This window comes from Bacteroidota bacterium (assembly GCA_016183775.1).
Lineage (GTDB): Bacteria > Bacteroidota > Bacteroidia > JABDFU01 > JABDFU01 > JABDFU01.
The window spans coordinates 51,892-65,777 of record JACPDY010000144.1 but is presented as its reverse complement, the minus strand read 5'-3'; the positions used below and the strand labels follow the sequence as shown (position 1 = coordinate 65,777).

The following is a 13,886-nucleotide window of genomic DNA, read 5'->3' as shown; positions in this document are numbered from 1 at the left end:
ACAAATTATTCTTTAATCTCCCATACTTGCTCCAAATCCCAGTTGGAACGGATGGTAATTGGGCTGGAATAGATCACCTTTTCGGGTTGTTGATGATACAGGTAATTACCTGTATCCCAACCATCATTTTCAATTGTATTATAAATTAGTTTTAGTCTGTAATTTCCAGGTGTTAAATACCGAAAATACACTTCACTACTATCCCCTGATAAAGTGTATTTGTCAATGAGATTTCCCTTATCATTAATCATATTAAGAATGTATTTCTTAATTGAATGCCCTAACCCAATACTAAGCTTAATTGTACCATAATTTTTTAGTTCCTGGGTTTTGAATTTAATTAATATGGAATCATTCTTTAATCCAAATAAATCTGTGATTTTACCCGGCAATATTAATATTTTATATTCTGAATTTTCCTTCCATGGAGACATATAGCTTAATTTCAATTCTATCTTTCTGGAATTATAACCTCCCAACAAAAAAACCGACGACTGTTTAACAGAGTCCTCGGATAAGGCAACAATAGACTGATCTATAGCCCCTTTCAATGGATGATTAAATGTTAATATTACCGACTTATTCAAATCAAACAAATTGCTGCCCAAATTTGTTGTATATGTTAACTGAAATTTATTACCCTTACCCTTATTTACCTTCGGAGGTATAGCTATTTCCAATGTATCCAACACCTTCTTATCATCACTTACAATTAAACGAATGGAATCCCTTTCAAAATCGGGCAACCAAAGATCAAGTGTATCTTTTGTTTTGCTGAACTCTTCAATTTTCCAATCTGAATTCTTTGGAACAAAATTTACAGGTGTGAGTTGCAGATCTAAAACCGGTTTATTGAAAATGATCTGAATATGTCCAAACTCAATGGCTGCTGCGCGTTTAATAAATTGCCTTTTCGGAACCTCTTTGAATAAAAACAAATTAACACTTACGTTTTTTTTCATATCAACCAGTGTGTCCAAAAAAGCAATGCTTTCTTCCTGGCTGTCATACAAATAATTGGCATTGGCATCTTTCAACGCGAACACTTTATACTTACCTGCACGGATATTATTGATGCGAAACGATCCATCCTCTTTCGTTTTGGCAAAGTGGTTCGGTAATTTTTTAAGCGGGACAGAGTCCTCAAACGTATTGTATATCATTACCAATACACCTTTTTCAGGCCCAAGCGTAAAGGCATCCTTAACAGTTCCGGATAACATTAAGGAATCGATAAAAGGTCCGGTCGAAAACACATACTGAAAATTATCTATTGCATTGCCTTCGGTAATATCTGCAATAGAGCTTCCAAAATTAAAAGCGTATGTGGTATTGGCGGCAAGGGTATCTTCAATATCAACAACCAGCTCCTTGTTTTTCACTTTAACTTCCGGCTGATGCCTAAGGGGCGGAGAGATGATCAATTGATTATTAACATCCTTTAATTGTATGTACTCATTGAACAGAATGCGAACCTGTTTCGATCTGAAATTGAGAGCGGCGCTATCGGGCAGGTACTTTAACGCTTTGGGCGGTGTACGATCTACAGCCCCTCCACCAGGATTTACAATCTGGGCACAGGAAAATAATAATATGCATATAAGCAGATGTGCAGATTTATATTCAGAAATATTCAAATAGCGTTGCTTTACCCTATTACATCTTTTTTTAATCTGCATATCCGCACATTTGCACATCAAATAATTCGTTCTATTATCGTAACCACTTCCTGCAAATACATTTTATCAGTTTCATCAAAATCATTCAACTGATCACTATCCACATCCAAAACCATTAGAACTTCACCACTTTTATTCATTGCGGGCAGCACGATCTCGGATCTTGAATCGCCGCTGCACGCAATGTGACCGGGAAACTGATCCACATCAGGAACGATCAATATTTGCTTCTCCTTCCATGCAGTTCCGCAAACACCTTTTCCCGGCTTAATTCGCGTACACGCCACCGGCCCCTGGAACGGACCCAAAACCAACTCATTTCCTTTTACAAAATAGACTCCTACCCATAAAAAGCCCAGCCCTTGCTTTAAGGCAGCCATAATATTTGACAAGTTGGCAACAATATCAGTCTCTCCTTCTACAAGCGCTTTTATCTGGGGTATAAGCGACGAATACTTCTCTTGTTTATTTCCCCCAACTATTGTAATTGATTCGGCCATTGATCTGCGTTAATATATATTATTGCGCTCATTACCTGGGCACCCTGTAAAGTTAATGGTTTTAGTTATAACGGGAGATCCTTATAATGTAGCATAAGCCATTGTCGCTACGCTTACTTTTGTGTCCGGAATTTCCAAAATGCGTTGTGCACAGGCCTCAATAGTTGCACCTGTAGTTACTACATCGTCAACCAATAAAATACTTTTTCCCCTTATCTGTTCAATTCTATCCACTTTAAAGATTGATTCCACATTTTTCCAACGCAGGTAACGCGATCGCCTCGTTTGTGTTTCGGATGCCGTAGTTCGCAACAACACATTGCTCAGAACCGGAATATCCGACACCGTGGAAATACCGATCGCAAAATATTCACTTTGGTTATATCCTCTTTTTTTCAATTTAGCTTTATGAAGTGGGACCGGCACAATCGCATCAATTCCATTCAACCAGTCTGTCTCCTTAAGTTCATGGGCAAATTGCTTCCCGATCGTTATTCCTATATTCTTTTGTCCTTTATATTTGAACCTGTGGATCATCTCCGAAACCTTACCTCCTTTAGCAAACCGGTAGTACGAAGCGGCCTTCAATACATTTACTCTGCCCCAAAGCAAACGCGCCACAGGATTATCATGATTCAAGTGATAATTTGTTTTAGGCAGATCAAATAAGCACTTCGTACAGATATCCTCTTCTCCTTTATAAAGCCCTTCGCCGCAAGCGGCACACAGTGTAGGAAAAACAAGAGAAATAAAATCGCGGATCATTATAAACTTACCTGGGTTTATATTTAGATCGTGTAAGAAGCTTTTGTGCGTCATTATCTTTCATCAATTCTTCGAGTGACACTTCAGGATGATTATTCATATATGCCCGAACGATATGCCAACCTATCCAGGTGCCAACACGTGCCGGAGATTCTTTATTGAATGCTGAAGTAAAAGGGCCTTCACCGGTATATTTAATTATTTCACCCGGATTAGAGATATATAAGACTTTTTTCTGCACAAAATAAGCCCACATATTGTATTCATTTTGTTCGCACCACTCGAGCTGTTTTTGGGTGTAGCCCATTTTGACTGTATCATTTAGCTCCGGCAACAATGCGTCAACGAGATACAAGAGCTTTCCATTATAAATAATCTCATTCAGAAGATCTTTTCCACTTCCATTTTTCGGAAACTCAGTCGTCATCCAGCCGCGAGCAAAATCCGATACCATGTATTCCTTTTCCATGGTCATTGTCTTATACTTTGGAAACTGCAGCATTTGATAGAATTTATTATTATTACCCAAATACATTTCCAAAGCGATACCGATAGTTGAATCTACCCTTAATATCGAAAAATTGAACCCTGACATATACGTTACAACACGCGGCAATCTGTATTTCGGGAAATGATAATTAAAATGTCTGTATACTTCGGTCAGGTCGTTTTTAAGCCAGCTGAGGTCGGGATATTTTTTTTTGCATTCGTTATATGCCTCTTTCATTGCTGAATCACGCACGAACATGCCTAATGAGTTTATAGCCGCAGAATCAGGCACAGCACCACCGCTGACCACATTCTGAAAACTCAAATAAAAATCACCATATTTCTTTTCTAACTGTAACTTCAACCCGGCACCGGAAATTTTAGCGTTAAAGAGATCCTCTTCTAATCTGTCGATCTTCAGCTCTTCGACCTTAATCTCTGAAACATCCACATCCAACCTGTTTCCCGAACAAGCCACAAGTAAAGGAATAAATGCCCAGACGACAGCAAAAAAGCCATTTCTGCGGGGCATGCTACCAACTACGCCATCAAGCCACCATTTTATTTTATGAGACTTAATGACAAGTTGGTATAAAAAAATAAGTAAACAGCGCTTTGTCATTATGTACAAAAAATGCTTATTATTGCTTATAATTTAATGTTAATTGTCTCAAAATTATAAAATTAAACCCATGAACCGATCAAATACAAAAATTAACAAAATTGTAAAACTTGCATTAGCAGTTTTATTGGCAATAACTATTGGAAATCAAATGACTGCTCAAAAAAACATTCATTTTGGTTTAAAAGTCGTTCCTGGTGTATACTGGCTGAGCTCCACCGAAGATTCTACTAAAAATGATGGTACAAGATTTGGATTTGGATATGGCGCTATGCTTGAATTCGGGCTGACTGACAACTACTACCTTGTTACAGGTGTTGATATGGTTGCGGCGGGAGCTAAAAGTATAACAGATATTAAAGCCGGAACGCTTACAGGCACCAGCGCTTCAAATTTCAATATCCAATATCTCCAAATACCTCTTTTTTTGAAAATGAAAACCAAGGAAATAGGAATGATAAAATATTTTGGCCAGTTTGGTTTAGGTACCGGGTTTGCACTGAGCGTTAAAAACTCATGGACCACTACCATCGGAACTACCGTTACCACAGGTTCTGATACTAAAAAGGACAACATATTCCCTTTACGTGAATCATTGCTTATCGGACTCGGACTTGAATTTAACATCGCTGGAAGCACCTCTATAGTTGCAGGGGCCACTTTCGATAATGGGTTTACTCCTTTACTAAAGAAGGAAGATTCGAACGGAAAAGAACTTCCATCGCTTAAATCAAAGGGTGTGACATTTACTGTAGGCGTTTTGTTCTAGAAATATTTTCTATTCACGAAAAATCCCGGCTCATCTGGTCGGGATTTTTTATTTCGTAATTTTAACACATGAAGAATAAAGAGGCCATAGACCATATTGTTAACTGGCTAAAGACTTATTCCGAACGATCGAAAACAAACGGATTTGTAATAGGCATTTCAGGCGGTATTGATTCGGCACTCACCTCCACCCTATGTGCAAAAACCGGAAAGCAGGTCATTTGTTTGAATATGCCCATTCGTCAGCATAAAGCCGAATATTACAGGGGCGTAGAACACATCGAGTGGCTTAGTAAAAATTATCCGAATGTGTCCTCACACGCAATTGACCTCACAGGCATATTCAGTTCCATTGAAGCAACATTTCCACAAAACATACAAGACTGGCTTACAATGGCCAATACACGCGCACGCCTGCGTATGCTGACACTATATGCCTTCTCATGCAATAAAAAAATGCTGGTGGCAGGAACAGGTAATAAAGTGGAAGATTTTGGCGTGGGGTTTTTCACTAAATACGGTGATGGGGGTGTTGACATTAGTCCTATTGCCGACCTTATGAAATCGGAAGTATACGCGCTTTGTAAAGAATTGGCTGTTGTGAATTCAATATTAACCGCGAAGCCTACGGATGGCCTATGGGCCGACGGACGCAGCGATGAAGACCAGATTGGCGCCACATATGATGAATTGGAACAGGCAATGAAATTCTCAGAAAAACCCGGCGATCTCAGTAAACTTTCGAAACGGGAACAAACTGTACTGGATATTTATTCCCGACTGAATAAAGCTAACCAACATAAAATGCAACCTATACCGGTGTGCATTATTCCAAAAGAATTAAGATAACCCCTTCTCAAAAAAAGCCGGCCTCTGTTTTATCAGAAGCCGGCTTATAATTATCAATTCAATAGGTAAAGTACCTTTTACAAAATCCCCAGTAACCTTAAGATCAGTAATACTAATGCAATAACCAATAGCAGCCAAAGTAAGCCACCGCCGCCAGCCCCGCTTAATAGGGAAAGTCCCCATAATATTAACAATACTACTATAATGATCCACACTAAGCTGTGACCTATTGCTGAACCACTAGCCATAATCTCCTTCTTTTCAAAAAACATATTTTTTCTCTCTACAGAGCCTCCCGTAATTGCATTATCAATCGGAGCCTGATCTTCTGATTTAATTGAAGATGGCCTGATCGAACGAACAAGTTCTTTTACATTTTTAGCTTTAGTAATTCCTGCTTTGTTTTCTGAAGCAATGACCTTTCCGGAGCTCTCCTGCCCGGGCATCAATGTTGATATACTTACAGGCACTTCAACTTTTTTATCACTGGACTTCCCGGTTTCCCGCGCTTCTACTCCAACATGGCTACTATGATTTCGTTCCACATAATAGCCGCTTCGGTAATGGCGCTTTGTTAAGGATATGCCGGACTCCCTGCTGCAGGAAACAAACAAGATACTTGCTGTTGCAAAAATCATGATGGTATTGAAAAATTGTTTCATTTTATGTGTTTGTTAGTTTGACTTTTATCAGATATATACAAACAAAGCTATAAATTTTTCAATCACAATGGCACAATGATATTTGCCTCAGAACTCAAATTTTGTAGCAAGCCTCGAGGAATTAAACCTACCTTTCTCGTCCCCCGCAGCATCGCGGAGGGGGATTAACTTATTTTCCACGTACTTCTGCCGCGAAGCAATGCATCCAGGTCGCCCTTGCCCCTGGCATCAACTGCCTGCTGTATTTGCTGATTCAATAAGCTCTCATAAGTAGGGCGGTCATTGACATAAAGCACGCCAAATACACGCGGCAATGCGCCCGATTTTGAATGATCATCAAAGAAACGTGTTAAAAGTGTGGCTTTATTATAATCCTGTTCATCATGTATCCACAGATCGTTAGGCGAATGAGCATTCATATCAACTATTACAGGTGAAAACCCATCCAGCTTGATTCCTTTAGAACTATTTTCACCAAACAACAGCGGTTTTCCATGTTCAACAAAAATCGTATTTATTTTCTTTGTCGTTTTCTCCGTGAATATTTCAAACGCGCCATCATTGAACACATTGCAGTTCTGGTAGATCTCAACCAATGACGAACCCCTATGCGCGTGCGATCGTTTCAATATTTCACGCAAATGAACGGGATCACGATCCATGGAGCGTGCCACAAATGTGGCATCAGCACCTAAGCACAATGCAAGAGGATTGAAAGGATGATCAATTGAACCATACGGTGTTGATTTGGTAACAAGACCTTCAGGCGATGCCGGAGAATATTGCCCTTTTGTTAATCCATATATCTCGTTATTGAACAAAAGTATATTCACATCAAAATTTCGGCGAAGCAAATGGATTAAATGGTTGCCACCAATTGATAAAGAATCGCCATCACCTGTTACGATCCATACGCTCAATTCGGGGCGGGTCGCCTTCAATCCGCTGGCAATTGCTGTTGCCCGGCCATGAATGCTGTGCATACCGAACGTCTCCATATAATATGGCAAACGTGATGAACATCCGATGCCCGAAATAAATACAATATTTTCACGCTTCAGACCCAGTTCGGGTAAAACCGTTTGAACCTGTTTTAAAATAGAATAATCACCACAACCCGGGCACCAGCGCACTTCCTGGTCGGTCGTGAAATCTTTTGGGGTAAGTTTTATTTCTGTTGCAGTCGTCATTTGTTGTCAGTTGTCGGTTGTTAGTTGTTAGTTGTCCGGTTGTATCAAAAAACAATAACCGACAACTGACAACCAACAACTATTTTAACATTTCAATTATTTTACTTTTAACCTCTCCTGTAGTGAACGGCATTCCTTTAATTTTATTCAACCCCTGTGCGTTCACTAAAAATTTATCGCGAATTATTTTTATCAGCTGACCGTTATTCATTTCAGGCATCACTACTTTCTCAAACTGCTTTATAATACTTCCCAGATTTTTAGGCAATGGATTCAGATATTTCAAATGCACATGCGATACTTCGTAACCTTCAGCTATAGCTTCTTTCACCGCTGTTTTAACCGCGCCATAAGTAGAACCCCAGCCAATGACAAGTAATTTCCCTTTTTCTTTTCCATTATCTATTTTCTGAAGGGGAATAAAATCAGCAATTTTTTCAACCCGTTCAGCACGCAACTTTACCATGAACTCATGGTTTTCGGGATCGTACGAAATATTCCCGGTTTCATTCTCCTTCTCGATTCCGCCAATACGATGTTCCAGGCCTTTTGTTCCGGGGATGGCCCACTTGCGGGCTAATTTTTCATTCCGTTTATATGGCAAAAATTTCTCCCCCTCTTTCATATCATTTGTCGCGAACTGAACAGTGATCGCAGGGAGTTCAGCTGCTTTGGGAAATTCCCATGGTTCAGCGCCATTTGCTATATAACCATCACTCAGAAAAAACACAGGGGTCATATGCTCTATAGCTATGCGGCAAGCTTCATAAACCGTATCAAAACAATCTGAAGGAGTACTCGCCGCGATAACCGGAACAGGAGCCTCTCCATTACGGCCATAAATAGCCTGTAGCAGATCTGCCTGTTCTGTTTTAGTAGGTAAACCTGTGCTTGGTCCACCGCGCTGTACATTACAAATAACAAGAGGAAGTTCAAGCATCAATGCCAACCCAATGGCTTCAGTTTTCAATGCAATACCAGGGCCGGAGGAAGCAGTAACACCAAGGCTACCCCCGAAAGAGGCGCCTATGGCCGAAGTAACCGCTGCTATTTCATCTTCAGCCTGGAACGTTTTTACACCAAAATTTTTATGTTTCGATAATTCATGTAGTATATCGGAAGCCGGTGTTATCGGATACGATCCATAAAACAAGGTTAGTCCTGATTTTTGCGCAGCCGCGATCAAACCCAGTGCAGCTGCCTGGTTACCGGTAATGTTCCGGTACTCCCATAACTGAAACCGGCATTCAACACCTTCAGGTTGGCATCAATAAGTTCAGGACGCTTCTTAAATTGTTCTTTAATAAAATCGATCGAATGGTCTAGATTACGGTTATACATCCAGCAAATAAAACCCAATACAAACATATTCTTCGACCTGTCGGTTTCTTTTGTCCCCAAGCCGCAACCTGACAGCGCATTGCGTGTTAGTTTGGTCACATCAATTTCAATAACAGAATATTTATCAAGCGAGCCATCCTTCAAAGGATTGACTCCCGCAGGATATTTGGCGAGCCCCAGATTTTTAGGATCAAATCCATCTGTATTGGCGATGATCGTTCCGCCTGTCTTCAACTGTTTCAAATTCGCTTTCAAGGCCGCGGCATTCATGACCACCAACACATCACTTATATCGCCGGGAGTATAAATTTCGACACTTCCAAAACGCAACTGAAACCCGGAAACTCCGGGCAGAGTACCTTGCGGAGCACGTATCTCCGCCGGAAAATTCGGAAATGTGCTTACATCATTGCCAAAGAGAGCATTAGTGGCAGTAAACTGCGCCCCTGTAAGTTGTATTCCATCACCTGAATCACCGGCAAAAAGAATAACTACATCTTTTTTAACTTCTACATTTTTCAAAGTCTATATACTTTATAGAGTTAGTGGGACAAAGGTACTCATTTTTATGAAACAGGGCAAATATTCTGTTTGGGCCGCCCCTACTGAAGCCCATTCTATAAATAAACTCGCCCAATGGCCCTATGCAAAATCTGGGTCAATACCCGCACTTTATGAAACCTTGTTAATTAAGTATATGCAATAAATTTCCAATTACAAAGTTATTCCGGCAGAGTTACCAGGTTTTTTCTCTACATATTTACCGAGCCGGTATATAAACAAAAATAGGTATATATTTACTGGCTAAATTATAACCGATCAATTTTAAGGTATTATTACCAATGGGAAAATCGAGAAACCACTTTATAACGACATCAATAACCTGCTTATTGATATCAGTTAGTCATAGCATTGCTCAGGATATTATTATCAAAAAAGATAACGAGCAGATAAAGGCTAAAATAATAGAGATTGGCACTACAGAAATAAAGTTCAAATACTTCGACGCACCCGATGGCCCTACAGTTGTGATCAGCAAAAAAGAAGTTAAGTCGTTGAAAATTGAAGGGAAAGCGGATAAACTGATTTCCGTAAATGAATTTAAGGACGATCCGATGAGTGTAAGTAACAGTGCAATCATTGATAAAACAAGTTCCATAAAATTTAATTTTTTTTCGCCCCTTAGCCATCACCTTGCCTTTAGTTATGAATGGATGATCAGGCCGGGATTTAACTGGGAGGCTGGATTAGGCATTGTCGGCCCCGGCGTTGGTGCCTCAGATAGTTATATGAATTATCATCCTAAAGGTGTATTTGTCCGTACCGGCCCTAAGTTTTTGCTTGGCAACTCCTCCGATATTGAAATAGAAGGCGCAAGATATGCTCATCCGTTAAAAGGCAGGTACTTTAAAATTGAAACTATTATATATAGTCTTTCTACAGACCATTCAGCGTATCAAAGTAATTTTAATGGAAATAACACGACAAGCTCTGTTGGCGTACATAACAACTACCTTGGCCTCGCTCTTGATATACAATACGGCCGGCAATTTATTTTCGGAAATTTTATAACCGTAGGATGGTATATGGGTGTAGGCTATGGCATGGAGGATAAAGCCACCAGCTTCTCGGGCACCCCGATCCCAAATTATTACGATTGGGACCCACGCAGGTACAGTCATACCTTTTTTGGAGAAGATTTTCCAATGGCTTTTACAGGCGGCTTTAATATCGGCTATATATTCAGAACTCCTTATTGGTTAAGCAAACCGAGGGTAAGCAACAGGGAGCCATCCCGGCATTCTATGCTGAGAGATCAGTAATTGGAAATAATTCACCCGCCTTTTCCAGATTTCAATAAACCTGTGTACATTTAATCCTTTGCGGTAACAACCAGATTTATTCAACGTATTCACAATGCAACAACTCCGAAAAGTTTTTCTCTTTTGCGTTTTTGGGACGCTTATACATTACATTACAGCACAGGAAACATTTCCGGTGAACGGAGTATTCAACAAAAACCATAACTATTATGCATTCACCAACGCCAGGATATATACCGATTTTGAAACTATTATCGAAAATGGAACATTACTGATTAAAGATGGCGAAATAGTTGAAGTCGGTGACAAAGTTACTTTGCCAAAAGGCACCCTCACTTACGACTTAAAAGGGAAAAATATTTACCCTTCATTGATAGATATTTACACAGGTTACGGTTTACCGGAAGTTAAAAAAGCGGCAAGAAACAGATCTCAGCCTCCTCAATATGAAAGCTCTACCAAAGGCGCTTATAATTGGAACCAGGCTATCAAAGCGGAGTTTGACGCTTTCCGTTCTTTTGTGCATGATAAAAAAGCTGCTGAAGAATACCGCAAACTTGGTTTCGGCATTGTATTGACGTTGCAAAAAGACGGCATTGCACGAGGCTCCGCAGCTATAGTAGGACTGGGCGAAGAGAATGAAAATGAATCGGTGATCGTAGATAAAGCTGCAGCCTGTTATTCGTTTGACAAAGGAAGTTCTTCCCAGCAATATCCCTCATCGCTGATGGGTAGTATTGCACTGATACGACAGACTTACCTGGATGCACAATGGTATAAAGAAAATCAGAAAAAGACAGAGTTCAACGCTTCCCTTGATGCCTGGAATAAATTACTTGCATTGCCGCAATTCTTTGAGGTAAAAGATAAACTATCGGCCCTGCGCGCGGCGAAGATCGGTAAGGAGTTTAGTACGCAATACATAATTAAAGGTGCCGGTGATGAATACCAACGACTGGAAGATATTAAGGAAACCCATTGCCGCTTTATTCTGCCGCTCAATTTCCCTAACGCCTACAATGTAGATGACCCATATGATGCCATGAATATTTCAATGGAAGAACTGAAACATTGGGAAATGGCTCCCGCCAATCCTTCATTCTTTGAAAAGAAATCTATTGAGTTTGCATTGACTGCTGCCGACCTGAAAGATAAAAACGACTTCTGGAAGAATCTTCGCAAAGCGATCGATCATGGACTCTCGGAAAAACAGGCGTTAAAAGCCTTAACAGTAACGCCCGCCGAAATGCTTGGTATATCTGCAAAAGCGGGGCGATTGAAAAAAGGCATGCTTGCCGGCTTTATCATTACTTCAGGAAACCTGTTCGATGCCAAAACAAAGATTCACGAAAATTGGATAAAAGGAAACCAATATATTATCAACGATTATAATGTTACGGACCTGAATGGTAATTATGATCTTAAAGTAGGGCCTGATAAACAATATTCAATGAAAATAAAAGGTGAGCCCGGTGACTTTAAAGGAATACTGTCTGCCGCTAATGATACAAATAAAACAACTGCTATTATTAAAGCAGATCATAATGCAATATCCATCTCTTTTATTCCCGGATCACAGAAAGAAACTATACGCCTGAGCGGAGTTATTGATGAAAAGAAATTTTTTACAGGCGGGCTCTCTCCTGAAGGGCGCATTATACTCCGCGGTCGCGGGGAACTGAATACGGGTGAATGGGTAGATTGGACGGCAACATATAAATCAGATCTAAAGGAACCTGCTAAAAAAGATACTGCCCAAAAAGAAAAACCAACAATCGGCGAAGTGTATTATCCGTTTTGCGCTTACGGCGAACCAGATAAAGACAGAACGTTTGCGCAGCAGCTCAGGGAACGCCAGCATGCCATATTAATAAAAAATGTTACCGTATGGACCAATGACAGTACGGGCGTTTTAAAAAACAAAGATGTGTACATCAATAGCGGACATATTGTGGCCATTGACGATGCGATCAAACCTCTGAAAACAGCAAATGCTGTGGAGATAGATGGTACAGGCAAGCACTTAACAGCGGGAATCATTGATGAACACTCGCACATTGCCGTTTCGGGAAATGTGAATGAAGCTGCACAGTCCGTGACTGCAGAAGTACGCATTGGAGATGTCGTCAACAGTGACGATATAAATATTTACCGTCAGCTTGCTGGTGGAGTAACCGCCAGCCAGTTACTCCATGGTTCGGCTAATCCCGTTGGCGGTCAGTCGGCGTTAATAAAATTACGCTGGGGACAATCACCGGAAAAAATGAAAATCGAAAATGCAGATGGGTTTATCAAATTTGCCCTCGGCGAAAATGTAAAACAATCGAACTGGGGCGATGGATTCAATACCCGCTTTCCCCAAACACGCATGGGTGTTGAACAGGTATATTATGATGTATTTACACGTGCGAAAGAATATGATGAACGCATAAAAAAATACAATGCCCTGTCAAAAAATGAAAAAACTCTGACACAACCGCCAAGAAAAGACATTGAATTGGATGCCATACTGGAAATATTAAATAAAAAGCGTTTTGTCACCTGTCATTCCTACGTTCAGTCGGAGATAAATATGCTGATGCATGTGGCCGACTCCATGGGTTTCAAAGTAAACACATTCACACACATCCTGGAAGGATACAAAGTGGCGGATAAAATGAAAGCACATGGCGCGGGCGGATCGACCTTTGCCGACTGGTGGGCCTATAAAATGGAAGTGAAGGATGCCATACCTTATAACGCGGCTATACTAAGTAAAATGGGTATTGTTACGGCCATTAATTCCGATGATGCCGAAATGGGCAGACGTCTTAATCAGGAATCGGCAAAAGCAATTAAGTATGGAGGACTAAGTGAAGAGGATGCACTTAAGTTGTGTACACTTAATCCTGCTAAGTTACTTCATCTTGATAAAAAAGTGGGTTATGTAAAAGTCGGGTATGATGCCGACGTGGTTCTGTGGTCAGACAACCCATTGTCGGTAAATACAAAAGCGGAGAAAACAATTATTGATGGTATAATTTATTATGACATCGATAAGGATAAAAAACTGCGCGATGATATGCAGAAAGAAAGGACGCGTTTGATTCAGAAAATGATAGCCGCTAAAAAGAATGGCGAAAAAACGCAGAGGGCTGAATCGAAACAGCAAAAGATGAAACATTGTGATGATTTTGAGGAGGAGGAGAGTTATTAGTA

At 40.3% G+C, this 13,886-nt stretch carries 10 protein-coding genes and 1 pseudogene; 4 read left to right on the top strand and 7 right to left on the bottom strand.

Going from position 1 to position 13,886, the window contains the following annotated elements; all coding sequences use genetic code 11:
* Nucleotides 1-5: 5 nt before the first annotated feature.
* The 4 genes from HYU69_16190 to HYU69_16175 form a co-directional block, all read right to left on the bottom strand.
* Entirely contained in the window at nt 6-1,679 is a 1,674-nt protein-coding gene (locus HYU69_16190) for an Ig-like domain-containing protein (protein MBI2271882.1), read from the bottom strand.
* 17 nt (nt 1,680-1,696) lie between these two features.
* Nucleotides 1,697-2,179 carry a GAF domain-containing protein gene (locus HYU69_16185; GenBank protein ID MBI2271881.1) on the bottom strand — a complete coding sequence of 161 codons (483 nt, stop codon included), beginning with the start codon at nt 2,177-2,179 and terminating at the stop codon, nt 1,697-1,699.
* Between the two features lie 81 nt (nt 2,180-2,260).
* Nucleotides 2,261-2,998, bottom strand: a complete 738-nt coding sequence (locus tag HYU69_16180; GenBank protein ID MBI2271880.1) for a ComF family protein — start codon at nt 2,996-2,998, stop codon at nt 2,261-2,263.
* Entirely contained in the window at nt 2,952-4,055 is a 1,104-nt protein-coding gene (locus tag HYU69_16175) for a hypothetical protein (GenBank protein MBI2271879.1), read from the bottom strand. Before HYU69_16175 ends, HYU69_16180 begins: the two co-directional genes overlap by 47 nt.
* Before the next feature lie 70 nt (nt 4,056-4,125).
* Here HYU69_16175 and HYU69_16170 point away from each other — a divergent pair, with 70 nt between their 5' ends.
* Both HYU69_16170 and nadE read left to right on the top strand, forming a co-directional pair.
* Nucleotides 4,126-4,824, top strand: a complete 699-nt coding sequence (locus tag HYU69_16170; GenBank protein MBI2271878.1) for a PorT family protein — start codon at nt 4,126-4,128, stop codon at nt 4,822-4,824.
* Nucleotides 4,825-4,892: 68 nt separating this feature from the next.
* Nucleotides 4,893-5,672 carry an NAD(+) synthase gene (gene nadE, locus HYU69_16165; GenBank protein ID MBI2271877.1) on the top strand — a complete coding sequence of 260 codons (780 nt, stop codon included), beginning with the start codon at nt 4,893-4,895 and terminating at the stop codon, nt 5,670-5,672.
* A gap of 77 nt (nt 5,673-5,749) precedes the next feature.
* Here nadE and HYU69_16160 read toward each other — a convergent pair whose 3' ends face one another.
* The 3 genes and pseudogenes from HYU69_16160 to HYU69_16150 all read right to left on the bottom strand — a co-directional run bounded on the left by HYU69_16160 (nt 5,750) and on the right by HYU69_16150 (nt 9,387).
* On the bottom strand, nt 5,750-6,334 hold the full coding sequence (locus HYU69_16160) for a hypothetical protein (protein ID MBI2271876.1): 585 nt from the start codon (nt 6,332-6,334) through the stop codon (nt 5,750-5,752).
* Nucleotides 6,335-6,498: 164 nt separating this feature from the next.
* Nucleotides 6,499-7,524, bottom strand: coding sequence for a 2-oxoacid:ferredoxin oxidoreductase subunit beta (locus tag HYU69_16155; GenBank protein ID MBI2271875.1), 1,026 nt, complete (start codon nt 7,522-7,524; stop codon nt 6,499-6,501).
* A gap of 79 nt (nt 7,525-7,603) precedes the next feature.
* Nucleotides 7,604-9,387 (bottom strand): annotated as a pseudogene (locus HYU69_16150) (2-oxoacid:acceptor oxidoreductase subunit alpha).
* A 320-nt stretch (nt 9,388-9,707) separates the two neighbouring features.
* On the opposite strand from HYU69_16150, the gene HYU69_16145 reads away from it, so the two are divergent.
* Together HYU69_16145 and HYU69_16140 are read left to right on the top strand one after the other, a co-directional pair.
* A complete protein-coding gene (locus HYU69_16145; GenBank protein MBI2271874.1) occupies nt 9,708-10,688 on the top strand; it encodes a hypothetical protein in 981 nt (326 codons plus the stop codon).
* A 94-nt stretch (nt 10,689-10,782) separates the two neighbouring features.
* The gene (locus tag HYU69_16140) at nt 10,783-13,884 is read left to right on the top strand and encodes an amidohydrolase family protein (protein MBI2271873.1); all 3,102 of its coding nucleotides are present in this window, start codon (nt 10,783-10,785) and stop codon (nt 13,882-13,884) included.
* Nucleotides 13,885-13,886: the final 2 nt, after the last annotated feature.